Here is a 24,440-nt window from a genome sequence, read left to right on the forward strand (position 1 = left end):
ACTCACGAGCACACTCGGGGCACTGGAACGATCACCGTCAGGGGTGTCGGTGGATCACACAGTGCCCCTCTTGTAGTCAAAAGTGGACTCATGAGGAGGAAACCCATGCGCGGTGCCAAGAGCGCCAAGTGGGTCGCGGGAGCGGCAATCATCGCCCTGGCCGCGACCGCCTGCGGCGGTAGCGACGACAAGAGCGACGGCGGAGCGAAGGGCGCTGTCGACCCTGACGGCATTTTCTCCGTCGAGGTCGGTGAGCCGCAGAACCCGCTGCAGCCGGCCAACACGATGGAGTCGAACGGCAGCATCGTCACCGACTCGATCTTCTCGCAGCTGGTCGACTACGACCCGGCCGGCAAGCTCGAAATGATCAACGCCGAGTCCGTCGAGACCACGGACAGCAAGCTCTGGACGGTCAAGCTCAAGAAGGACTGGAAGTTCCACGACGGGACCCCGGTCACGGCCAACTCCTACGTCAAGGCGTGGAACTGGGCCGCGAACATCAAGAACGACCAGACCAACGCGTCCTGGTTCGGTGACATCGTCGGCTACGCGGACGTCCACCCGGCGGACGCCAAGACCACTCCGAAGTCGGACGCCATGTCCGGCCTGAAGGTCGTCGACGACTACACCTTCACCATCGAGCTCAACGCCCCGCTGCCGTACTTCTCGTACAAGCTCGGCTACACGGTCTTCTCCCCGCTGCCCGAGTCCTTCTACAAGGACCCGAAGGCCGCCGGTCAGAAGCCGGTCGGCAACGGCGCGTACAAGTTCGTCAGCTGGGACCACAAGAAGCAGATCAAGGTCGTCCGCAACGACGACTACAAGGGCTCCGACAAGGCGAAGAACGGCGGTGTGGTCTTCAAGAACTACACCACCCTCGAAACCGCCTACGAGGACCTGAAGTCCGGCAACGTCGACGTGCTGCGCCAGATAGGCCCGAAGGACCTCCCGGTCTACCGGTCCGACCTCGGCGACCGCGCCGTGGACAAGGCGTACTCCGCGATCCAGACCATCGCCGTGGCGTTCTACTCCCCCGAGTTCAAGAGCATCAACCCGAAGGTCATCCAGGGCCTGTCGATGGCGATCGACCGCGACACGATCACCAAGACGGTGCTCCAGGGCACCCGCGAGCCCGCCACCGGCTGGGTCGCCAAGGGCGTGCTCGGCTACCAGCCCAACGCCACCGGTGACGTCACCAAGTACGACCCGGCGAAGGCCAAGGCGCTCATCACGGAGGGCGGCGGCGTCCCGAAGAACGCCATCTCCATCCAGTTCAACGCCGACGGCGGCCACAAGGAATGGGTCGAGGCCGTCTGCAACAGCATCACCCAGGCGACCGGCGTCAAGTGCACCGGCGACTCGAAGCCGGACTTCCAGGCCGACACGAACGCCCGTGACGCCAAGCAGGTCAAGTCCCTGTACCGCTCCGGCTGGGTGCTCGACTACCCGGTGAACGCCAACTTCATCAGTGACCTGTTCCGGACCGGCGCCGCCGGTAACCAGGGTGACTTCTCCAACAAGGCGCTCGACGCCGAGATCAAGGCGGCGGACTCCGCGGCCTCGCTCGACGAGTCGGTCAAGGCCTACCAGAAGATCGAGAAGGAGCTGGTGAACTACATGCCCTCCATCCCGCTCTGGTACTACAAGGTCAACGCCGGTTACTCGGAGAAGGTCCAGAACGTGGACTACGCGCAGGACGGCGACCCGATCCTGACCGAGGTCCAGGTCAAGAAGTAACCACCGTCGTAGTCCGCGGGCCGGTGCGGGACCGACACTGACATCGGTCCCGGGGCCAGCCTGCTCGCCGTGGCCGGGGGGCCCTTCCCCGCCGACGACCGTCCCACCGGGACGCCGTCGGCGGGGGAGGGCCCGTCGGCTGCCGCTTGCCTATTACATGGAGGCACCATGGGGCGTTATGTCGCACGACGACTGCTCCAGATGATCCCGGTCTTCATCGGGACGACTCTGCTGATCTTCCTGATGGTCTACACACTGCCCGGTGATCCCGTGCGGGGACTCTTCGGGGACAAGGGCGCGGACCCCGCGACCCTCGCCGCGATGCGGCACAAGCTCGGCCTGGACCAGCCGCTTCTGGTGCAGTACTGGGACTACATGAAGGGCATCGTGCTGCACGGTGACTTCGGTACCCAGATAGCCAGCGGCCGGCCGGTCACCGACGTGCTGAGCGACGCCTTCCCCGTCACGCTGCGACTGGCCGGAATGGCCTTCCTCATCGAGATCATCCTCGGCATCGGCCTGGGCATGATCGCCGGTCTGCGCGCCGGGCGCCTCGCCGACAACGTCGTCCTGATCATCACACTGCTGATCATCTCGATCCCGGTCTTCGTGCTCGCCCACATCGTGAAGTCCGTCTTCGCCGACCAGCTCGGCTGGATCGCGCCGAACGTCTCGGCCGACGCCACCTGGGGGGAGTTGGTGACGCCTGCGATTGTGCTGGGCTCGCTCTCCCTGGCCTACGTGGCGAGACTGACGCGTACGACCATGGCGGAGAACCTGCGCGCGGACTACATGCGGACGGCCGTCGCCAAGGGGCTTCCCCGGCGCCGCATCGTCGGTGTGCACCTCATGCGCAACTCGCTGATCCCCGTGATCACCTTCCTCGGTACCGACCTGGGCGCCCTGATGGGCGGCGCGGTCGTCACCGAGGGTGTCTTCAACGTGAAGGGCGTCGGCGGCACCATCTTCGAGTCGATCACCCGGCGCGAAGGCACCACGCTGGTCGGACTCGTCACCATCCTGGTGCTCGTCTACCTCTTCATGAGCCTGCTCGTCGACCTGCTGTACGCGGTCCTGGACCCGAGGATCCGGTATGCCTGAGCTGACCAAGACCGCCTCCGCGCCCGACGACGCCAAGGCACCCATCGCGGAACCGGCGGGGATCAAGGCCGAGAAGGCGCGCAGCCTCTGGGGCGACGCCTGGGCCGACCTGCGCCGCAACCCGTACTTCATCGTGTCGGCGATCCTCATCACCATCCTCGTGGTGATCTCGGTCTTCCCCGGCCTGTTCACCAGCGCCTCGCCCACCACCGGCGACCTGAGCCACCACTTCCTGACCAAGCCCGAACTGGGCAAGGTCGGTTCGCCGGAATGGCTCGGTTACGACGGGCAGGGACGCAGCGTCTACGCCCGCGTCATCTACGGCACCCGCGCCTCGATCATCGTCGGCATCTGCGTCACCCTGCTGGTGACCGTGTTCGGCGGCCTGGTCGGCATGATCGGCGGCTACTTCGGCGGCTGGGTCGACGCCCTGCTGTCCGGCTTCACCAACATCTTCCTCGGCCTGCCGTTCCTGCTCGGCGCCATGGTCGTCCTCCAGGCGTTCACCGAGCGCACGGTCTGGGTCGTCGTGATGGCACTGGCCTTCCTCGGCTGGACGCAGATCGCGCGAGTCATGCGCGGCGCGGTGATCACCATCAAGCAGTCGGACTACGTCCAGGCCGCCAGAGCGCTGGGCGCGGGCACGAACCGCATCCTGTTCAAGCACATCCTGCCGAACGCCATGGCCCCGGTCATCGTCGTCGCGACCATCTCGCTCGGTGTCTACATCTCGGCCGAGGCGACCCTGTCGTACCTCGGGCTGGGCCTCGCCTCCCCGACCATCTCGTGGGGCATCGACATCTCCACCGGCTCGAACCAGATCCGAGTCGCACAGCACATCCTGCTGTACCCGTCGATCATGCTCAGCATCACCGTTCTGGCGTTCATCATGCTCGGCGAAGCCGTCCGCAACGCCCTCGACCCGAAGACGCGATAAGGAGGGCGTACGTGACCACCATCGACAAGACCGCCGAAGTCCCGTCCGCACGTTCGGGTGACGACCACGTCGGCCCACTGCTCGAAGTCCGTGACCTCCATGTGGAGTTCCACACCCGCGACGGTGTGGCCAAGGCGGTCAACGGTGTCAACTACAGCGTGGGCGCCGGCGAGACGCTCGCCGTGCTCGGCGAGTCCGGCTCCGGCAAGTCCGTGACGGCCCAGGCCATCATGGGCATCCTCGACATGCCCCCCGGCAGGATTCCGCAGGGCGAGATCTTCTTCCGCGGCCAGGACATGCTGAAGATGAGCTACGAGGAGCGCCGGCAGATCCGCGGCCGGAAGATCGCGATGATCTTCCAGGACGCGCTCTCCTCGCTGAACCCCGTCCTCACCGTCGGCTACCAGCTCGGCGAGATGTACCGCGTCCACCAGGGCCTGTCCAAGAAGGACGCCAGGGAAAAGGCCATCGACCTGATGGACCAGGTCAAGATCCCGGCCGCCAGGGCCCGCATCGGGGACTACCCCCACCAGTTCTCCGGCGGTATGCGCCAGCGCATCATGATCGCCATGGCGCTGGCCCTGGAGCCGGACCTGATCATCGCGGACGAGCCGACCACCGCGCTCGACGTGACCGTCCAGGCCCAGGTGATGGACCTGCTCGCGGAACTCCAGCGCGAGTACAACATGGGCCTGATCCTGATCACCCACGACCTGGGTGTGGTGGCCGACGTCGCCGACAAGATCGCCGTGATGTACGCGGGCCGTATCGTCGAGACCGCGCCGGTCCACGAGATCTACAAGCGCCCCGCGCACCCGTACACCAAGGGCCTGCTCGCCTCGATCCCGCGCCTGGACCAGAAGGGCCAGGAGCTGTTCGCGATCAAGGGACTGCCGCCCAACCTGCTCCACGTGCCGCCGGGCTGCGCCTTCAACCCGCGCTGCACGATGGCGCAGGACATCTGCCGCACGGACATTCCGCCGCTGTACCCGGTGACGGAGCGGGACGGCAGCGAACTGGCCGGCCGTCACAGCGCCTGCCACTTCTGGAAGGAGACGCTCCATGGCTGACAGCCCGAAGAAGAAGGCGGCCGGGTCGGAGTCCGTGGACGCCACCCCCAACGTCACCGAGGTCGGCACGGTCAACGCCGCCACCGAGGACGAGGCGGTCGCCGCCATCGAGGCCCCGGTCTCGCACGGCGAGCCGATCCTCCAGGTGCGCAACCTGGTCAAGCACTTCCCGCTGACCCAGGGCATCCTCTTCAAGAAGCAGGTCGGCGCGGTCAAGGCGGTCGACGGGATCTCCTTCGACCTGTACCAGGGCGAGACCCTGGGCATCGTGGGCGAGTCCGGCTGCGGGAAGTCCACGGTCGCCAAGCTGCTGATGACCCTGGAGCGGGCCACCGCGGGCGAGGTCTTCTTCAAGGGCCAGGACATCACCAAGCTGTCCGGCCGCGCCCTGAAGGCCGTGCGCCGCAACATCCAGATGGTGTTCCAGGACCCGTACACCTCGCTCAACCCGAGGATGACGGTCGGCGACATCATCGGCGAGACCTTCCAGATCCACCCCGAGGTGGCCCCGAAGGGCGACCGGCGCCGCAAGGTGCAGGAGCTGCTGGACGTCGTCGGGCTCAACCCGGAGTACATCAACCGCTACCCGCACCAGTTCTCCGGCGGTCAGCGCCAGCGCATCGGCATCGCCCGCGGCCTCGCGCTCAACCCGGAGATCATCATCTGCGACGAGCCGGTCTCCGCGCTCGACGTGTCGGTGCAGGCGCAGGTCATCAACCTGATGGAGAAGCTCCAGGACGAGTTCAACCTCTCCTACCTCTTCATCGCGCACGACCTGTCGATCGTCCGGCACATCTCGGACCGGGTCGGGGTCATGTACCTCGGCAAGATGGCCGAGATCGGCACGGACACGCAGATCTACGACCACCCGACGCACCCGTACACCCAGGCGCTGCTGTCGGCGGTCCCGGTGCCGGACCCGGACGCCCGGGAGGGCCGCGAGCGGATCATCCTCTCCGGTGACGTCCCCTCGCCCGCCAACCCGCCGTCGGGCTGCCGCTTCCGCACCCGCTGCTGGAAGGCCCAGGACAAGTGCGCGACGGAGGTGCCGCTGCTGGCGATCCCGGAGCGCTTCAAGGGTGAGGAGACCCAGGCGGCGCACGAGTCGGCCTGCCACTTCGCGGAGGAGAAGGCCGTACTGGTCGGCTGAGTCCGGACCCGTACGGCTGAGTCCGTCACCCTGTCCGAGGACACACGAAGGCGCCCGGAACCGTTCGGTTCCGGGCGCCCTTCCGTTCCCGGGTACCGGGCGCGCGGACGGCTCGGGTCAGAGGGGCGCGCGTGCCCGGTACCCGGGCCGGGGAGCCCCGCCCGGTCGGTACCGGACGGGGCTCCCCGGGGCCGGAGCGGGGTGTCAGGCCCCGGCCTTCGGGTCGTCGGGGGTCCTCGCCCCTTCGGCGGCCGCGGTGGCCTTCGACAGGGAAGGGGGCCCCTCGGCGGGGGACGCGGGGCCCGTCCCGCCGGTACGGGCCGGTGCGGCGGCGGACCCGAGCGTGCTCGGCTCCGGGTGGTGACAGGCCGTCAGGTGCCCGGCGTTGCTGCCCTCCACCACGACCAGCGGCGGGGTGTCGGTGGCGCACTTCTCCGTCGCCTTCCAGCAGCGGGTACGGAAGCGGCAGCCCGACGGCGGGTCGATCGGGGACGGCACGTCGCCGGTGAGCCGGATGCGCTCGCGGGCCGGCGCGTCGTCGGCGGTCGCCTCGGGCACGGCGGAGAGCAGCGCCCTGGTGTACGGGTGGCGCGGATTGCCGTACAGGTCCGCGCGGTCGGCGATCTCCACGATCCGTCCGAGGTACATCACCGCGACGCGCTGCGAGAAGTGCCGCACGACGGCCAGGTCGTGGGCGATGAAGAGGAACGCGATGCCGAGTTCCCTCTGGAGGTTCTGGAGCAGGTTCACCACCTGCGCCTGGATCGACACGTCGAGCGCGGAGACCGGCTCGTCGGCCACGATCAGCTTCGGCTCCAGGGCCAGCGCGCGGGCCACCCCGATGCGCTGCCGCTGGCCGCCGGAGAACTCGTGCGGGAAGCGGTTGTAGTGCTCCGGGTTGAGCCCGACGGTCTCCAGGAGCTCCCGGACCCGCGCCTCCCGGCCGCCCGTCGGCCGGATGTCGTTGACCTCCATCGGGCTGGAGATGATCTTGCCGACGGTCTGCCGGGGGTTCAGCGAGGCGTACGGGTCCTGGAAGATCATCTGGATCTCGGACCTGACCGGTGCCAGCTCCCGGCGCGAGGCGTGGGTGATGTCCTTGCCCCGGTAGGAGATCCGGCCCCCGGTCGGCTCCAGCAGCCGGGTGACCAGCCGGCCCGTGGTGGACTTCCCGCAGCCCGACTCGCCCACCAGGCCCAGGCTCTCGCCGTGGCCGATGCCGAAGTCCAGGCCGTCGACGGCCTGGACCGCGCCGACCTTCCGTCTGATCGGGAAGCCGCCCATGATCGGGAAGTGCTTGCTGAGTCCGGAGACGTCCAGGAGGGGGTCGGTCGTGCTCATGGTGGTGAAGTCCCGTCTCTTGTACGTCAGTTGGACCGGCTGCCGGCGATACCGGCGAAGAGCTCGGCGCGCTGTCCGGCGGTGAGGTGGCAGGCCGCCCCCCGGTCGTCCACCAGCTCCAGCGGCGGCCGGTCGGTCGAGCAGCGCCCGCCCATGACCTGTTCGGTGAAGGTGCACCGGGGGTGGAACCGGCAGCCGGTCGGCGGGTTCAGCAAGCTGGGCGGGGTACCGGGGATCGGTGACAGCGGTATGTCGACCGGTCCCTCCAGCGACGGCATGGACCCCAGCAGCCCCCAGGTGTAGGGGTGCTGGGGCGACCGCAGGACCTGCTGCTTGGTGCCGCGCTCCACACACCGCCCGCCGTACATCACGAGCACGTCGTCCGCGATGTCGGCGATGACGCCCAGGTCGTGGGTGACGAAGATGATCGAGGTGCCGGTCTCCTGCTGGAGGTCCTTGAGCAGGTCCATGATCTGGGCCTGCACGGTGACGTCCAGCGCGGTCGTCGGCTCGTCCGCGATCAGCAGCGCCGGGTCGCAGACCAGCGCCATGGCGATCATCGCCCGCTGGCGCATTCCGCCGGAGAACTGGTGCGGATAGTCGTCGACCCGCAGCCCCGGCTGCGGGATGCCGACCCTGGTCAGCATCTCCACGGCCCGCGCCCTGGACTCCTTCCTGGAGGCGCCGGTGTGCTTGCGGAACACCTCGCCGATCTGCCGGCCGATGGTGTGGTACGGCGAGAGGGAGGCCAGGGCGTCCTGGAAGATCATGGCCATCCTGTTGCCGCGCAGCCGTTCCAGCTGACGCTCGGTCGCGGTCAGCAGGCTCTGTCCGTCCAGCTCGATCTCCCCGCCGATCGCGGTGTGTTCGGGGTGGTGGAGGCCGAGGATCGCGAGGTTGGTGACGGACTTCCCGGAGCCGGACTCGCCGACGATACCGAGGGTCCTGCCCCGCTCCAGGTCGAAGGAGAGGCCGTCGACGGCCTTGACCATGCCGTCCTCGGTGGAGAAGTGGACGCGCAGATCGCGTACGGAGAGGAAGGGGGTGCTCATGGGTCTCTCCCTAGGCGAGGCGGACACGGGGGTCGATGAGGGCGTACACGGCATCGACGACGATGTTGAGGACCACGATCGCGGTCGCCGCCACCATCATCACGCCGAGCAGGGTCGGCAGGTCGTTGGTGGAGACGGCCTTGATCGAGAGCGCCCCGATGCCCTGGAGGCTGAACGTCTTCTCGGTGATGATCGCGCCGCCGAGCAGCACCCCGAGGTCGAGGCCGAAGATCGTGACGATCGGGCCCATGGCGCCCCGCCAGGCGAACCGGAAGAAGACCGTCCGTTGGGACAGCCCCTTGGCGCGGGCCGTGCGGACGTAGTCCTCACTGAGGGTCTCCACCAACTGGGAACGCGCCATGCGGGTGTAGTTGGCGGTGAAGATGATGGAGAGCACCAGCCACGGAAGCAGCAGCCCGGAGAACCAGGCGGCCGGGTTCTCGGTGAACGGCGTGTACGTGGGCCGGTCCAGCAGGTGCAGCTGGTCGGTCAGGAAGTACATGGCGACCACGCCGACGATGTAGATCTGGAGCGAGGAGCCGACCAGCGACGCGGACGACGCGAGCTTGTCGAGCCACTTGCCCTGCTTGACGGCGGCCAGCATGCCGGTGCCGACGCCGAACAGGACGAAGACGGCCGCGCTGCCCACCGAGAGCGAGAGGGTGGTCGGGAAGCGGTCGACGATGGTGCCGAAGACCGGCTCCCGGTTGATGAACGAATACCCCAGGCACGGCGCCGGGCAGTGCCCGTACGACGCGTACTCGCGGCCGACGAACAGCCCCTGCAGCCAGTGCCAGTACTGCACCGGGATCGGATCGGCGATGCCGAGATTCTGCCGGACCAGCGCCAGCGTCTCGGGGGTGCAGACCTTGCCGCAGGCGACCCGGGCGGGGTCGCGCGGGGCGGCGTAGAAGAGGACGAAGACGAGGGCGCTGATGATCAGCAGGATGACCGCGGCGCCGACGGTACGGCGCAGGAGGAAGCGGAGCATGGTGGGTGTTCCTGACGGATGCCGGAAGGGAGATGGGGGAGGGGCGGCTCCCCGTCACCGGGAAGCCGCCCACCGCGCCGCGGGGGCCGGTCGTCAGGCCTTGACGTACGTCCTGTAGAGCAGGGTGGCCGAGAACAGCGGGTCCATCATGGCGCCGCCGACCTTGGAGCCGAACTGGTAGAAGCGGCGCTGGTACGTCTCCGGGATGATCGGGACGACCTCGTCCATGATCCGCTTGTCCAGGGCGGTCCAGGCGGCGCCGGCCTTCTGCTGGTCGGAGATGACGACGTTCTCCTTGATGGCGGCGTCGATCCAGTCGACCTTGGCCTGGGAGACGTTGTTCTGCCCGTTGCCGATGGAGGCGCTGTCCAGGAGCGGCTGGATCATCGTGTAGGCGGTCGGCCAGTCCGGCGACCAGCCGAACCACATGACGTCGAAGCTGTTGTCGGTCTGCTGGATCTGGTCGTAGTACGACGTCGAGTCGACGGGCTTCATGACGGGCGTGAAGCCGGCCTTCTTCAGCGCGTTCTCGACGACGACGGCCGTCTTGTCGTACGTCGGGCTCTGCGGGTACGTGTAGACGATCTTCTGGCCGGCCTTGCCGGCCTTCTCCAGGATCGCCTTGGCCGCCTCCGGGTCGCCCTGCGGCGTCTTCAGCTTGCCGTAGAGGTCGAACTTCTCCCGGCCCAGGATGTCGGGGCTGAGGAGCGTGGTGGCGTAGTCACCGGCGGAGGGGCCGCCGTAGATCTTGCGGATCTGCTCCAGCGGCCAGGCGATGTTGAGCGCCTTGCGCACCTGGACGTCGGTGATCCGGCGGCAGTTGATGGCGTAGTAGTACGTGCCGGTGAGCAGGCCGTTGAAGCTGCGCTTCTTCAGCTCCGGGTCCGTGAGCACCTTCTGGATGCGCTCGGCGGGGACGGCCTTGTAGATGGAGACCATCTGCTGGTCCTTGCCCTGGTCCGCGATGAACCGGTCCGCGGACTCCAGCGAGGAGGGGCCGAACTCGAACTCGAAGGTGTCCGGGTAGGCGTTGCGGATCGAGTCGGTCGCCGGGTCCCAGTGCTTGTTGCGCGTCAGCGTCATCGACTTGTCGATGGAGCGGTGCTTGACGATGTACGGGCCGCAGGAGACCGGCTGCTTGTCGTACTTCTCCTTGGTGTCCAGCTTCAGTGGCGTGGCGGCGTACGAGTGCATGGCCAGCGTGAAGTTGAAGTCCGGGCGGGCCTCCTTCAGGTTGAAGGTGATCGTCTTCTTGGCCTTGTCGGTGACGATCTGCTCCAGGTGCTTGCCGCCGTACGGGCCCTCGTAGCCCTTGCGCCAGTCGCCCTTGCCGGTCAGCGCCTGCTGGACGTAGGCCGCCCCCTCGGTGATGAACGGGGCCCACGCGCGCTCGATGCCGTGGCGCACGTCCTCGACGGTCAGCTCGCTGCCGTCCTGCCACTTCAGCCCGTCCTTCAGCGTGAAGGTCCAGGACTTGTTGTCGGGGGACGCGGTGCCGGTGTCGGTGGCGAGGTCGCCGACGAGGGTCAGGGCGCCCTTGTCGTCGATCCGGTAACCGGTGAGGCAGCGTGCGAAGAGGAGCGCGGCGCTGGAGTTGAACGCGAAGTAGATGCGCTGCGGGTCCAGGTGCGAGAAGTCGTCCTCGGAGACGCCGTAGATCGTGCCGCCCTTCTTGGCGCCCGGGATCTCGGGGGCCGGACCGGTCGAGTCGGCCTTGGTGCCGATCGTGACGGTCGAGCCGGTGTACTTGGTGGCGCCCGCTTCCGGGGTGCCGCTCTTGCCCCCGCTCCCGCCCGCGTCACCACTGCTGCACGCGGAGAGAACGATGGAGCCGCCCGCCGCGAGGGATGTGGCGATGACGAAGTTTCTGCGGGAGAGAGACATGGCAACCTGCCCTGATCGGTGCGGAAAGGAGACGGAACGGGTCCGGCGGAGCCCCGTGGCTCCGGGCCGGTGGAACGGTCAGCGCTTGGTCTTCGGGTCGAGCGCGTCGCGGATCGAGTCGCCGAGGAGGTTGAACGCGAGGACGAAGATCACCATGGTCAGGCCGGGGAAGAGCATGAAGGTGATGTCGTCCTGGTAGACGTCGGCGCCGCGTTGCAGCATCACGCCCCAGTCGGGCGTCTTCTGGGTCAGTCCGACGCCCAGGAAGGCGAGTCCGGCCTCGGCCGTCACGAACATGGGGAGCGCGAGGGTCGCCTGGATGAGGATCGGCGTCCACAGGTTGGGCAGCAGCTCCTTGAAGATGATCCGGGCCGGCGAGGCGCCCGTCACCTTCGCGGCCTCGACGAACTCCCGCTCCCGCAGGGCCAGTACCTCGCCGCGCAGCAGACGCGCGATGGACGCCCAGCCGAAGGCGGTCATCACGAGGATGAGGCTGGTGATCGTGAGCCACAGCGGGGTGGCCTCCTCGGGGGAGACCAGGATCGAGATCAGCACCGGCCAGAACGCGATGAAGAACAGCGTGGACGGGAAGGCCAGCAGGATGTCGATGATCCGGCCGATGAAGTAGTCCGTCTTCCCGCCGAGGTAGCCGGCCGTGATGCCGATGACGATGCCGAGCACGGTCACCAGGACCGCGGTGACGCCCGCGATGAACAGCGAGTTGCGGATGCCGTAGATCAGGAAGGTGAAGAGGTCGCGGCCCAGCTGGGGCTCGATGCCGAACCAGAAGTCGCCGCTGATACCGCCGTTGGGCTTGATCGGGAACCCGAAGTCGTTGAGCAGGCCGTCGGAGTCCTGCCCGTACGTCGTGTACGGGTCCTTGCCGTACAGCTTGGAGATCAGTGGCGCGCAGAGTGCCACGGCGAAGAAGAAGAGGACCACGTAGGCCGAGAGGACCCCGGTGCGGTCGCGCTTGAACCGCCGCCAGGCGAGCCTGCCCGGGGAGCGGCCCTCGCCGCCCTTGGGCGCCGAGATGTCCGGCAGTGCGGGTACGTCCGCTTCGACCACCTCGAACGGGGCAGCCGCATGGGGAGTTGATTGCGTCATGGTGCTCCTGGCCCGGAGGGTCTGAGGACTCCGCAGGACACACCTACGGGCTACGCGGACCTTGTCAACGTGGCTCGGACAGGGTCAATGCGCGGCGGGGGGCCTTGAACCGTTCTTTGGGTTATTGACCAGTACATGACCGTAGACGGACGCGCTCTTTACCTGTGCATGATCAAAAGTGGGGGATGTTCCGCCCGCCGGGGGGCGAATCCGCCATTGATTCCGATATCCGGATGTGAACATCTCGGAATGCGTACATCCGGCCATCCGGCCGACCGGTTCCCGTCATGCCCGCACCCGGATGGCGGGAGTAAATATGCGCAACAGTTGTTATGAGGTGATATTTGGGCCTAAGTGAGACCGAGCGCTCTGAGGAGGCACTCCATGCGTGGAGCCACACAGGCCAGATGGGCCGCATGTGCGGTGGCCGTCGCCCTGACGGCGACGGCCTGCGGTGGTGGGGACGACAGCGGCGGTGGTGGCGGTGGTGGCGGCGGCGGTGCCGACGGGATCGTCAGCTCCTCCTGGGGCGACCCGCAGAACCCCCTGGAGCCCGCCAACACCAATGAGGTGCAGGGCGGCAAGGTCCTCGACATGGTGTTCCGCGGACTCAAGCGGTACGACCCGAAGACCGGCGAGGCGAAGAACATGCTCGCCGAGAAGATCGAGTCGACCGACGCGCAGAACTTCACGATCACCCTGAAGGACGGCTGGACCTTCAGCAACGGCGAGAAGGTCACCGCGAAGTCCTTCGTGGACGCCTGGAACTACGGCGCGGCGCTCAAGAACAACCAGAAGAACGCCTACTTCTTCGGCTACATCGAGGGATACGACAAGGTCCACCCCGAGACGGGCAAGGCCTCCGCCGACACCCTCTCCGGACTCAAGGTCGTCAACGACAGGACCTTCACGGCGAAGCTCTCGCAGAAGTTCTCGCTGTGGCCCGACACCCTCGGCTACCCGGCCTTCGCCCCGCTGCCCAGGACGTTCTTCACCGACCACGCCGGCTGGCTCTCCAAGCCGGTCGGCAACGGCCCCTACGCCATCCAGAAGTACGCCAAGGGCTCCTCGATGAAGCTCCGCAAGTGGGACAAGTACCCCGGCGAGGACAAGGCGCGCAACGGCGGCGTCGACCTCAAGGTCTACACCGACAACAACACCGCCTACACCGACCTGACCGCGGGCAACCTCGACCTCGTCGACGACGTCCCCGCCTCCCAGCTGAAGAACGTCAAGTCCGACCTCGGCGGCCGGTACATCAACACCCCGGCAGGCATCATCCAGACCCTGGCCTTCCCCTTCTACGACAAGAAGTGGGACACGGACAAGGCGGTCAAGGTCCGTCAGGGCCTCTCGATGGCCATCAACCGCGACCAGATCACCAGCCAGATCTTCCAGAAGACCCGCACCCCCGCGTCCGACTGGACCTCCCCGGTCCTCGGCGAGGAGGGCGGCTTCAAGAAGGGCCTCTGCGGCGCCCCCTGCGAGTACGACAAGGCGCAGGCCAAGAAGCTGATCCAGGAGGGCGGCGGCATCCCCGGCGGCCAGCTGAAGATCACGTACAACGCGGACACCGGCTCCCACAAGGAGTGGGTGGACGCCATCTGCAACAGCATCAACAACGTCATGGGCAACAACAGGGCCTGCGTCGGCGGGCCCGTCGGCACCTTCGCCGACTTCCGCAACCAGGTCACCCAGCAGAAGCTCACCGGCCCCTGGCGCGCGGGCTGGCAGATGGACTACCCGCTGATCCAGAACTTCCTCCAGCCGCTCTACTACACCAACGCCTCCTCCAACGACGGCAAGTGGAGCAACAAGAAGTTCGACGGACTCGTCGACAAGGCCAACGCCGAGTCCGACAAGGCCAAGGCCATCACCACCTTCCAGGACGCCGAGCGGGTCCTCGCCGACCAGATGCCCGTCATCCCGCTCTGGTACCAGAACGGCAGCGCCGGCTACTCGGACCGGATCTCGGACGTCTCGCTGAACCAGTTCAGCGTCCCGGTGTACGAGCAGATCAAGGTCAAGTGACCCGCTGAGGCCGGGTGGCCGGTGTGCGGGCAGCGCACCGGCCACCCGGCCTCGGCCGTTCCCCGGAACCGAGCCCCCGACCCCGCGACCCCCGGAGCCCTTCATGGGACGTTATGTGATCCGGCGGCTGCTGCAGATGATCCCGGTCTTCTTCGGCGCCACGCTGTTGATCTTCCTCATGGTGAACGTGATGGGTGACCCCATCGCCGGTCTCTGCGGCGACCGCCAGTGCGACCCGTCGACCGCCGCCCAGCTGCGCACCGAGTTCGGCCTCGACAAGCCGGTCTGGCAGCAGTACGCGACGTACATGGGCAACGTCTTCACGGGTGACTTCGGGACCGCGTTCAACGGCCAGAAGGTCACCGAGCTGATGGGCACCGCCTTCCCCATCACCATCCGGCTCACCATCGTCGCCATCGTCTTCGAGATCGTGATCGGCATCAGCCTCGGCGTCGTCACCGGACTGCGCCGGGGCCGCCCCGTCGACACCACCGTGCTGATCCTGACCCTGATCGTCATCTCCGTGCCGACCTTCGTCACCGGTCTGCTGCTCCAGCTCCTGCTCGGCGTCGAGTGGGGCGTCATGAAACCATCGGTGTCGCCCGAGGCGCCCGTCGACGAACTCATCGTGCCGGGCCTCGTCCTCGCCTCGGTGTCCCTCGCCTACGTCGCCCGCCTGACCCGGTCGTCGATCGCCGAGAACGCCCGCGCCGACTACGTCCGGACGGCCACCGCCAAGGGACTGCCCCGGCGCCGGGTGATCCTCCGTCACCTGCTGCGGAACTCGCTGATCCCCGTCGTCACCTTCATCGGCACCGACGTGGGCGCCCTGATGGGCGGCGCGATCGTCACCGAGCGCATCTTCAACATCCACGGCGTCGGCTACCAGCTCTACCAGGGCATCCTGCGCCAGAACTCCCAGACCGTCGTCGGGTTCGTCACCATCCTGGTCCTCGTCTTCCTGGCGGCGAACCTGATCGTCGACCTCCTGTACGCCGTACTCGACCCGAGGATTCGCTATGCCTGAGCCGCAGCCATCGGACGGAGCGATCTCCCCGGCCGGGGCCGGCGGCGCGACGGACCTCGCCATGGGGGAGGGGCAGACCCTGGAGGGTACCGGCGGCGACGGCTCGGGCCCCACCGGCAAGCCGCACAGCCTGTGGTCCGACGCCTGGGCGGACCTGCGCCGCAACCCCGTCTTCATCATCTCCGCGCTGATCATCCTGTTCCTGGTGATCATCTCGATCTGGCCCTCGCTGATCGCCGACGGCGACCCGCTCGCCTGCGACCTCGACAAGGCCCAGCAGGGCTCCCGGTCCGGCCACCCCTTCGGCTTCGACGGACAGGGCTGCGACGTCTACACCCGTACCGTCCACGGCGCACGCGCCTCCGTCACCGTCGGCGTCTGCGCCACCGTCGGGGTGTCGCTGCTCGGCAGCGTGCTCGGCGGTCTCGCCGGCTTCTTCGGAGGCTGGTGGGACGCCATCCTCTCCCGCATCACCGACGTCTTCTTCGGCATCCCGGTGGTCCTCGGCGGCCTGGTCTTCCTGTCCGTGATCACCAGCTCCACCGTCTGGCCGGTGATCGGCTTCATCGTCCTGCTGGGCTGGCCGCAGATCGCCCGCATCGCCCGCGGCTCGGTGATCACCGCCAAACAGAACGACTACGTACAGGCCGCGCGGGCCCTGGGCTCCTCCAACTCACGGATGCTGCTGCGGCACATCGCGCCCAACGCGATCGCCCCCGTCATCGTCGTCGCGACCATCGCGCTCGGCACCTACATCGCGCTCGAAGCGACCCTGTCGTACCTCGGAGTCGGGCTGAAACCGCCCGCCGTCTCCTGGGGCATCGACATCTCCGCCGCCTCCCCGTACATCCGCAACGCCCCGCACATGCTGCTCTGGCCCGCCGGGGCGCTGGCCGTGACGGTCCTCGCGTTCATCATGCTCGGCGACGCGGTGCGCGACGCCCTCGACCCCAAGCTGCGCTGAGGAGGCCGTCGCCATGCTGCTCGAAGTGCGCGATCTGCACGTGGAGTTCCACACCCGGGACGGAGTCGCCAAGGCCGTCAACGGGGTCAACTACTCGGTGGCCGAGGGGGAGACCCTCGCCGTGCTCGGCGAGTCCGGCTCGGGCAAGTCCGTCACCGCCCAGGCCGTCATGGGCATCCTCGACGTACCGCCCGGCAGGATCAGCGGCGGCGAGATCCTGTTCAAGGGCCGCGATCTGCTGAAGCTCAGGAACGAGGAACGGCGCAAGGTACGCGGCCAGGAGATGGCCATGATCTTCCAGGACGCGCTGTCCTCCCTGAACCCCGTGATCAGTGTCGGCGACCAGCTCGGCGAGATGTTCACCGTGCACCGGGGGATGTCCCGCGGGGACGCCAGGAGGAAGTCGGTCGAGCTGATGGACCGGGTCCGCATCCCGGCCGCCAAGGAACGGGTCGGGAACTATCCGCACCAGTTCTCCGGCGGTATGCGCCAGCGCATCATGATCGCCATGGCGCTGGCCCTGGAGCCGGACCTGATCATCGCGGACGAGCCGACCACCGCGCTCGACGTGACCGTCCAGGCCCAGGTGATGGACCTGCTCGCGGAACTCCAGCGGGAACTGAACATGGGCCTCATCCTGATCACCCACGACCTGGGTGTGGTGGCCGACGTCGCCGACAAGATCGCCGTGATGTACGCCGGCCGCATCGTCGAGTCCGCCCCCGTCCACGAGATCTACCGGGCCCCCGCCCACCCGTACACCAAGGGCCTGCTCGCCTCGATCCCGCGCCTGGACCAGAAGGGGCGGGAGCTGTACGCGATCAAGGGCCTGCCGCCCAACCTGCTGCACATCCCGCCCGGCTGCGCGTTCAACCCCCGCTGCCCACAGGCCCGCGACGTGTGCCGTACCGATGTGCCGCCGCTGTACGAGGTCGACGCGCACCGCAGGAGCGCCTGCCACTTCTGGAAGGAGACCCTCGATGCACGCTGACCACTCGGGGCGCAGGCAGGCGCGCGAGGAGGGCGACGCGGCGCGTGATCTGCTGGCCAGGTCGCGGCAGCAGACCGCGTACGCCGGACGCGAACCCATCCTGGAGGTCCGCGACCTCGTCAAGCACTACCCGCTGACCCAGGGCATCCTGATCAAGAGGCAGGTCGGCGCGGTGAAGGCGGTCGACGGGGTCTCCTTCGACCTGGCGGCCGGTGAGACCCTCGGCATCGTGGGCGAGTCGGGTTGCGGCAAGTCCACCGTCGCGCGGCTGCTGGTGCATCTGGAGCAGCCGACGGCGGGTGCGATCCGGTACAAGGGCGAGGACATCACCAAGCTGTCCGGCCGGGCGATGAAGGCCGTGCGCCGCAACATCCAGATGGTGTTCCAGGACCCGTACACCTCGCTCAACCCGAGGATGACGGTCGGCGACATCATCGGCGAGCCGTACGAGATCCACTCCGAGGTGGCCCCGAAGGGCGACCGGCGCCGCCGGGTCAGGGAACTGCTGGACGTGGTCGGGCTCAACCCGGAGTACATCAACCGCTACCCGCACCAGTTCTCCGGCGGTCAGCGCCAGCGCATCGGCATCGCCCGCGGCCTCGCGCTCAACCCGGAGATCATCGTCGCGGACGAACCGGTCTCGGCCCTCGACGTCTCCGTCCAGGCCCAGGTCGTCAATCTGCTCGACCGGCTCCAGGCGGAGTTCGGCCTGTCGTACGTCTTCATCGCGCACGACCTGTCGATCGTCCGGCACATCTCCGACCGGATCGGCGTGATGTACCTGGGCCGGATCGTGGAGACCGGCACGGACGAGGAGATCTACGACCACCCGACGCACCCGTACACCCAGGCGCTGCTGTCGGCGGTCCCGGTGCCCGACCCGAGCGCCCGCGACTCCCGCGAACGGATCATCCTCACCGGCGACGTGCCGTCCCCGGCCAACATCCCGTCCGGCTGCCGCTTCCGCACCCGCTGCTGGAAGGCCCAGGAGCGGTGCGCGCTGGAGGTGCCGCTGCTGGCGGTCCCGGCGGTCTTCCGGGACACGGACAGCCCGGCCCGGCACGACTCCGCGTGCCACTTCGCGGAGGAGAAGCGGATGGTGGTGCCGGACACGGCGCCGCCGGGACCGCCGCGCCGGCCGGAGGGGGCCCCGGACGCGCCGGACGCGGCCACCGCGCGACCGGGGGGCGGCGAGGACCGGCCGGAGGGTGCGGCCCCGGCGGGGGGCGCGGGTGCCGCCGGGAGCGACGGCGGACCGCCCCCGTCCGGTACGGGAAGCACCGCTGCCGACTGAATCGCCCGCAGGAGCACGGCAGCTGACGGGCCGTCATGATGATGCGGTTCCGGTCCTGACGCCCTCTTGTCCGGTGGCCGGGCGCGGTGGAGTATCGCTCGCGTGATACTTACCCGCGGCGCGCGTGTGACCGGCGCCGTCCTCTGCGGTGTGCTCGCGGTGCTGACCGGGGCCTGGGTCGCGCGGGACCTCGGAGCGGCCGACGGGCCCGGCGGGCTGTGGCGGTCCTGGTCGGGCGACTACGCCGCACAGCCGACGTTCGTCCCCACCACCTCGTCCCTGGACGTGGTGCTGCTGGTGGCGTACCTCGTCGTCGCGCTCACCGCGCGGCGTTCGCCGGTGGCCGCGTCCGCCCTGGTCGGTGCCGGAGCGCTCACCCTGGTGGTCCGGCTCCCCGGGCTGTGGACCATCGGCGCCTCCTGGGCGGAGGACCGGGCCACGGACCAGCTCCGCACCCGGGCACTCGGCTGCGCCTGCGTGGCGCTCGCGGTCGGTGCGGCACTGGTCGTCACCGTGCTCGCGGGCCGCAGGGCGCCGCGCGACGCGTACGAACCCCTGCCCACCCGGGCGGGTCCGGGCGCCTCGGCGGTGGCCTTCCCGCTGCTGGGCCTGGCGGGCGCGGTGGGCATCGCCTGGGAGATCCGCCAGGCCACGCTGACCCCGGAGGCGTACCCGGACTGGCTGATCGGCGGCCGACGGGTCCACCAGCCGCTGATCGACGCACCGGCCGGCTGGACCGGCGTCACCATCGCCCTGCTCTGCCTGGTCGCGGCGGTGAGCGGGCTCGTCCGCGCCGGCCACGCCAGGCCGCTCGCCCTGTTCGCCTCGGGACTGGTGCTGAACGCCGGTCTGCTGGGGATCACCCGGATCGTGAGGTACGACCTGCTCGACCACTTCTCCGACTTCCGGACGGAGGCCCAACTCACCGTGGCCACCTGGCTGTTCGAGGCGGGCGCGGGAGTGGTGGTGCTGCTCGTGACGGCCGCCGGCGGGACGCGGGGCCGACCGTCCGAGCCGTATGCCGGGTACGGCGCGTGGCAGGGGTACGGCCCGGACCGGGCGCCCGGCCCCTGGCAGGGTCACGGGACGGGCGGCGGGCCCGCCAGAGCGCCGTACCCGCCCGGCTACGCACCGGGGCAGCCACCCGGCCACGCGCCCGGATACCCGCCCGCCCACGGGTACCCGCCGGGGACGGGCTCCGCGCCCGGCCCGGACCGGGGTCGGTGGGGGTACGGCGGCGAACCGCCGAGCGGCGACGGCGGCGACGGCCGGCCCGGCGGATTCGGCCCGCCGCCACCACCCTCCGAGCCGCCGCCCGGCCGGTGAGGAGGCGGAGGCGGCCGCCCCCGCCGCCGTCCGGCCGGTGACGTCACGGCGGGCGGCGCGAGCCCGGCCCACGACTCGACGCGGGTCCTACTCCGCGGAACCGCCCATCCCCAGCGAGCGCTTGAGGAAGTCGACCTGGAGCAGCAGCAGGTTCTCCGCCACCTGTTCCTGCGGAGTCATGTGCGTCACCCCGCTCAGCGGCAGCACCTCATGGGGGCGGCCCGCCGCGAGCAGCGCGGAGGAGAGCCGCAGCGAGTGCGCGACCACCACGTTGTCGTCCGCCAGGCCGTGCACGATCATCATCGGCCGTACCTGCCGCGCCGGGTTCGAGAGACCGTCGTCGGTCATCAGCGCGTTGTACGCGTACACCTCGGGCCGCTCCGCCGGGTCGCCGAGGTAGCGCTCGGTGTAGTGGGTGTCGTACAGCCGCCAGTCCGTCACCGGGGCCCCCACCACCGCCGCGTGGAACACCTCGGGCCTGCGCAGCACCGCCAGTGCCGAGAGGTAGCCGCCGTACGACCAGCCGCGCATCGCGACCCTGCCGAGATCCAGCGGGAACCGCTCGGCCAGCGCGTGCAGCGCGTCCACCTGGTCGTCCAGCGTGAGGACGAAATCGTCCCTGATCGCCTTCTCCCAGGCGGGCGAGCGGCCCGGGGCGCCCCGGCCGTCGGCGACGATCACCGCGAACCCGTGGTCGGCGAACCACTGGGACGTCAGGTGCGCGTTGTGGGAGGCGAGCACCCGCCGGCCGTGCGGGCCGCCGTACGGGTCCATCAGGACCGGGAGCGGACCGTCGGCCTCGGTGTAGCCGGTGGGGAGCAGCACGGCGCACGGAATCCGCCGTGCGCCCCCCTCGGTGAGCGTCACCCGGGCCGACAGCACCGGCTCCTGCGCGTACGAGGTGACGGTCGCGACCCGCTTGCCGTCCCGCAGTACCTCGACCGAGCCGCCGGGCCGGTCCGGACGCGCCGAGACGAGCACGGTCACCCCGCCGCCGCGGACCGCGGAGTGCACACCCACCCCTTCGGAAACGCGTTCTGTTCCCAGCTCGTTGACCCGGTAGACATGGCTCTCACCGACCTCCGGCGCGGCGGCCTCCTCGCCCGCCACCGCCGACACCAGGATGTCCGAGTCGCCGATGTCCAGGACCGCCCGGACCTGGAGCTGAGCCCCGGTCAGCAGCCGGTCGCCGACCGCCAGCACCCGGGCCCCGCCCTCGTCCGCGATCCGGACCAGCCGCCCGTCCGGCGTCCACGCGGGCACACCGGGGAAGAGATCCAGCCACGCCGGGTCCTCGTCGACGTGCACGGTCCGCGTCGCGCCGGTCTCCGGGTCCACGGCCAGACAGCGCTGCGCGCGCTGGTCCCTGGCCTGGACGAGCAGCAGCGGAGCGCCCGCCGACGACCAGTGGACCCGGGCGAGGTACGGGTACCGCGCCCGGTCCCACTCGACCTCGGTCCGGCTTCCGTCGAGCCCCAGCACGAAGAGGCGCACCTCGGCGTTGCCGGTGCCCGCCGCCGGGTACGCCACCTCGGCGGGCCGGTGCCCCGGGTTCGCCGGATCGGCGATCCACCACCGCTGTACGGGGCTGTCGTCGACCCGGGCGACCAGCAGCCGGTCGGACTCCGGCGACCACCAGAAACCCCGCGAGCGGTCCATCTCCTCGGCCGCGACGAACTCCGCGAGGCCGTACGTCACTCCGGCGCCCTCCGGCTCGGCGACCGCCCGGTCCCCGTCGCCCCCGGCCCCCACGACGCGCAGCGCGCCCTTCGCCACGTAGGCGACATGACGGCCGTCGGGGGAGGGGCGGGGATCGAGCACCGGTCCGGGCACCGGCAGCGCCCGCGCGGACCCGGCCCGCAGATCGGCGACGTACACCTTGCCGGAGAGGGCGAAGGCGGCCGACTCGGCCGCCGCGTCGACCGCGTAGCCGACGATGCCCGAGGAGCCCTCGCGGCTCCGCTCGCGCCGCGCCCGCTCCTGCGGCGACAACTTCTCCGTCGAGCCCCCCAGCAGCGCCTCGGGGTCCGCGACGAGCCGTTCCCCGGTCCCACCGTCCGAAAGGTCCAGCACCCAGAGCCGGTTCGTCCGGTCGGTGCCGGAGGACGACCTGAGGAAGGCGATCCTCGTCCCATCTGGTGAGACGGTGAACGCCCGGGGTGCGCCGAGAGTGAATCGCTGAGTTCTGGCGTGCTGACGTGGAAACGAGAGCTTCTGCGAGGTCATGGCCCTGAACCTAACGCCAGGAGCCGTTCCGTGCGCCCCTCGTGCTGCCGTGCTCCGATCAATGCCTTGGCACGGATAGTTATGATCCGTAGCGCTCGGTGGGTATGAAAAGCCTGCTGGCTCCATGTGTGCTGCCCGTCCCCGACTGTACTGATGGAGGTGAACCGCCGTGGCACTCTCGATTTCGGCGGTGGTGCTGCTGGCGATCGTGGTCTTCCTGCTGATCCGGAAATCCGGACTGAAGGGCGGACATGCGGTGGTCTGCGCGCTGCTCGGTTTCTATCTCGCGAGCTCGTCCATCGCACCGACCATCTCGGAGGTGACCTCGAACGTGGCCGGCATGATCGGGGGCATCAAGTTCTGACATCAGGTCGCGGGCACCCGTCTTCCGGCACTCGGCCCCGGCGCTCACCGGAGCGGCCGAGGAGGTGACGGACGGACGGGTCCGAGGCGGGGCGTGACGGGCGGGACGGGTGTGCGGGCCGTCGCGCGGGCCGGGCTGCTCGTAGGGTGGTCCCATGACGGACCTTCCCGCCCGTCGTCTGCTTCTGGTGCACGCGCACCCCGACGACGAGTCGATCAACAACGGCGCCACCATGGCCAGGTACGCGGCCGAGGGCGTCCACATCACGCTGGTGACGTGCACGCTGGGCGAGGAGGGCGAGGTCATCCCGCCCGGTCTCGCACGGCTCGCCGCGGACCGGGACGACACCCTGGGCCCGTACCGCGTCGGTGAACTCGCCGCCGCGATGAGGGAACTCGGGGTCACCGACCACCGCTTCCTGGGCGGGGCCGGCCGGTTCCGCGACTCCGGGATGATGGGCGCCGAACAGAACCACCGGCCCGGAGCCTTCTGGGCCGCCGACGTGGACGAGGCGGCCGGACATCTCGTACGGGTGATCCGTGAGGTCCGTCCCCAGGTCCTCGTCACGTACGACCCCGACGGCGGTTACGGGCATCCGGACCACATCCAGGCCCATCGCGTCGCGACGCGGGCCGCGGAACTCGCCGCCGACCCCGCCCACCGGCCCGGCCCGGAACCGGACGGCTCCGGCGCGCCGCACACGATCGCGAAGATCTACTGGAACCGGGTGCCGCGCTCCGACGCCGAAGCGGCCTTCGCCCGGCTGCGGGCCGCCGCCCCGGCGGCGTTCCCCGGCATCGCCGCCGTGGACGACGTACCGGGCGTGGTGGACGACTCCCTGATCACCACGGAGATCGACGGAACGGCCCACGCGGCGGCCAAGACCGCCGCCATGCGGGCGCACGCCACCCAGATCGCCGTGGACGGGCCGTTCTTCGCGCTCTCGAACGGACTGGGACAGCCGGTCCTCACCACCGAGTGGTACCAACTGGTGCGCGGGCCCAGGGGTTCCGGCCGGGCGGGTGCGGGGGGTTCGGCGGCCGGTGAGCGGGAACGCGATCTCTTCGCGGACGTATCACCCGTATCCTCCGTGCCACTCGTACCTTCCGCGCCTTCCGCGCCTCCCGCGCCTTCCGCGCCTTCCGCGTCGGACGTGCCGGACCCGGCGCGTGCGCCGGGAGCGGCCCACGCGACGGACGCGTCGAGTGCGGCGGGGATATGGGATCGGCCGGACGGTTCGGGCGCACCGGGAGCACAGACATGAGCAGTGACGACAGGCCGCGCGCGCGGAGCGCCGGCGCGCCCCCCACGGGCGCCCGGCCCACCGGCCCCGCCGCCCCGCCGGACTTCGGCCGGATCGCGGCCCACGTGGGCCTCCTCGTCCTCGGGGCGTTGGTCGGTCTGGCGGGCGCGCTCGTCCAAGCGGCGTGGTTCCCCGGCGGTCTGCTGCTCGCGCTGGCCGCCGCGGCCGGACTGTTCCTCGGCGGACGCAGGCTCACCGGCACGCAGTTCGGCGCGCTGACGCCCGCGGCGGGCTGGCTCGTCTCGGTCATGGTGCTGCTCGGCGGACGCCCCGAGGGCGACTACGTGTTCGGTGACGAACTCGGTCTGGCGCTCTTCATGCTGGGCGGGGCGGCCATCGCTGTGATGTGTGCCACGATGTCGCGGTTGCCACGGCCGGACGTCAACACGGGCCGGGCGGGCACCTGATGTGGCACGTCCATGACCGGGACGCCTCCGCCGGCCCCGTGGCGCACGCCCCGGCGCCGCACCGTCGCGAGGTGTCCGTCGGCGGCGGCCAGTATGGTGGTGCGCGCGCCGAGCCGTCCCCTGGCCTGCGGCACGGG

20 protein-coding genes are annotated in these 24,440 nt (G+C 69.5%); 14 read left to right on the top strand and 6 right to left on the bottom strand.

Annotated elements, in window-relative coordinates; translation table 11 throughout:
• The first annotated feature begins 105 nt into the window (after positions 1-105).
• From PZB75_RS21275 to PZB75_RS21295, 5 genes are all read left to right on the top strand, one after another.
• Positions 106-1,737: an ABC transporter substrate-binding protein gene (locus PZB75_RS21275; protein WP_275536884.1), complete on the top strand. Its 1,632-nt coding sequence runs from the start codon at positions 106-108 to the stop codon at positions 1,735-1,737.
• A gap of 168 nt (positions 1,738-1,905) precedes the next feature.
• Complete coding sequence (locus PZB75_RS21280) at positions 1,906-2,838, top strand: ABC transporter permease (protein ID WP_275536885.1); 933 nt, start codon at positions 1,906-1,908, stop codon at positions 2,836-2,838.
• Positions 2,831-3,775 (top strand): ABC transporter permease, encoded by a 945-nt coding sequence (locus PZB75_RS21285; RefSeq protein WP_275536886.1) that lies wholly within the window; start codon positions 2,831-2,833, stop codon positions 3,773-3,775. The genes PZB75_RS21280 and PZB75_RS21285 overlap by 8 nt, the downstream gene beginning before the upstream one ends.
• An 11-nt stretch (positions 3,776-3,786) precedes the next feature.
• A complete protein-coding gene (locus PZB75_RS21290) occupies positions 3,787-4,845 on the top strand; it encodes an ABC transporter ATP-binding protein (protein WP_275536887.1) in 1,059 nt (352 codons plus the stop codon).
• Positions 4,838-5,995 carry a dipeptide ABC transporter ATP-binding protein gene (locus tag PZB75_RS21295; protein WP_275536888.1) on the top strand — a complete coding sequence of 386 codons (1,158 nt, stop codon included), beginning with the start codon at positions 4,838-4,840 and terminating at the stop codon, positions 5,993-5,995. Before PZB75_RS21290 ends, PZB75_RS21295 begins: the two co-directional genes overlap by 8 nt.
• 204 nt (positions 5,996-6,199) lie before the next feature.
• Here PZB75_RS21295 and PZB75_RS21300 read toward each other — a convergent pair whose 3' ends face one another.
• The 5 genes from PZB75_RS21300 to PZB75_RS21320 all read right to left on the bottom strand — a co-directional run bounded on the left by PZB75_RS21300 (position 6,200) and on the right by PZB75_RS21320 (position 12,370).
• Positions 6,200-7,336: a dipeptide ABC transporter ATP-binding protein gene (locus PZB75_RS21300; protein ID WP_275536889.1), complete on the bottom strand. Its 1,137-nt coding sequence runs from the start codon at positions 7,334-7,336 to the stop codon at positions 6,200-6,202.
• Between the two features lie 26 nt (positions 7,337-7,362).
• Positions 7,363-8,388: an ABC transporter ATP-binding protein gene (locus PZB75_RS21305; protein ID WP_275536890.1), complete on the bottom strand. Its 1,026-nt coding sequence runs from the start codon at positions 8,386-8,388 to the stop codon at positions 7,363-7,365.
• A 10-nt stretch (positions 8,389-8,398) separates the two neighbouring features.
• Positions 8,399-9,379, bottom strand: coding sequence for an ABC transporter permease (locus tag PZB75_RS21310; RefSeq protein WP_275536891.1), 981 nt, complete (start codon positions 9,377-9,379; stop codon positions 8,399-8,401).
• Positions 9,380-9,472: 93 nt separating this feature from the next.
• Positions 9,473-11,263, bottom strand: coding sequence for an ABC transporter substrate-binding protein (locus PZB75_RS21315; RefSeq protein ID WP_275536892.1), 1,791 nt, complete (start codon positions 11,261-11,263; stop codon positions 9,473-9,475).
• Positions 11,264-11,341: 78 nt separating this feature from the next.
• A complete protein-coding gene (locus PZB75_RS21320; protein ID WP_275536893.1) occupies positions 11,342-12,370 on the bottom strand; it encodes an ABC transporter permease in 1,029 nt (342 codons plus the stop codon).
• A 384-nt stretch (positions 12,371-12,754) separates the two neighbouring features.
• On the opposite strand from PZB75_RS21320, the gene PZB75_RS21325 reads away from it, so the two are divergent.
• The 6 genes from PZB75_RS21325 (at position 12,755) to PZB75_RS21350 (ending at position 20,003) form a co-directional block, all read left to right on the top strand.
• Complete coding sequence (locus PZB75_RS21325) at positions 12,755-14,401, top strand: ABC transporter substrate-binding protein (protein ID WP_275536894.1); 1,647 nt, start codon at positions 12,755-12,757, stop codon at positions 14,399-14,401.
• 103 nt (positions 14,402-14,504) lie between these two features.
• Entirely contained in the window at positions 14,505-15,428 is a 924-nt protein-coding gene (locus tag PZB75_RS21330) for an ABC transporter permease (protein WP_275536895.1), read from the top strand.
• A complete protein-coding gene (locus PZB75_RS21335; RefSeq protein ID WP_275536896.1) occupies positions 15,421-16,392 on the top strand; it encodes an ABC transporter permease in 972 nt (323 codons plus the stop codon). The genes PZB75_RS21330 and PZB75_RS21335 overlap by 8 nt, the downstream gene beginning before the upstream one ends.
• 13 nt (positions 16,393-16,405) lie before the next feature.
• Complete coding sequence (locus PZB75_RS21340) at positions 16,406-17,383, top strand: ABC transporter ATP-binding protein (RefSeq protein ID WP_275536897.1); 978 nt, start codon at positions 16,406-16,408, stop codon at positions 17,381-17,383.
• Positions 17,373-18,677 (top strand): dipeptide ABC transporter ATP-binding protein, encoded by a 1,305-nt coding sequence (locus PZB75_RS21345; RefSeq protein WP_275536898.1) that lies wholly within the window; start codon positions 17,373-17,375, stop codon positions 18,675-18,677. Before PZB75_RS21340 ends, PZB75_RS21345 begins: the two co-directional genes overlap by 11 nt.
• Positions 18,678-18,779: 102 nt before the next feature.
• A complete protein-coding gene (locus tag PZB75_RS21350; RefSeq protein ID WP_275536899.1) occupies positions 18,780-20,003 on the top strand; it encodes a hypothetical protein in 1,224 nt (407 codons plus the stop codon).
• 87 nt (positions 20,004-20,090) lie between these two features.
• On the opposite strand, the gene PZB75_RS21355 is transcribed toward PZB75_RS21350, so the two are convergent.
• A complete protein-coding gene (locus PZB75_RS21355; RefSeq protein ID WP_275536900.1) occupies positions 20,091-22,229 on the bottom strand; it encodes an alpha/beta fold hydrolase in 2,139 nt (712 codons plus the stop codon).
• 169 nt (positions 22,230-22,398) lie between these two features.
• Between PZB75_RS21355 and PZB75_RS21360 the strand changes: the two genes are divergently transcribed.
• The 3 genes from PZB75_RS21360 (at position 22,399) to PZB75_RS21370 (ending at position 24,303) form a co-directional block, all read left to right on the top strand.
• Positions 22,399-22,593, top strand: coding sequence for a hypothetical protein (locus tag PZB75_RS21360; RefSeq protein ID WP_275536901.1), 195 nt, complete (start codon positions 22,399-22,401; stop codon positions 22,591-22,593).
• 154 nt (positions 22,594-22,747) lie between these two features.
• The gene (mshB, locus tag PZB75_RS21365) at positions 22,748-23,857 is read left to right on the top strand and encodes an N-acetyl-1-D-myo-inositol-2-amino-2-deoxy-alpha-D-glucopyranoside deacetylase (protein WP_275536902.1); all 1,110 of its coding nucleotides are present in this window, start codon (positions 22,748-22,750) and stop codon (positions 23,855-23,857) included.
• Positions 23,854-24,303, top strand: a complete 450-nt coding sequence (locus tag PZB75_RS21370) for a DUF6113 family protein (RefSeq protein WP_275536903.1) — start codon at positions 23,854-23,856, stop codon at positions 24,301-24,303. The genes mshB and PZB75_RS21370 overlap by 4 nt, the downstream gene beginning before the upstream one ends.
• Positions 24,304-24,440 lie beyond the last annotated feature (137 nt).

This window comes from Streptomyces sp. AM 4-1-1 (genome assembly GCF_029167625.1).
Taxonomy (GTDB): Bacteria; Actinomycetota; Actinomycetes; order Streptomycetales; family Streptomycetaceae; genus Streptomyces.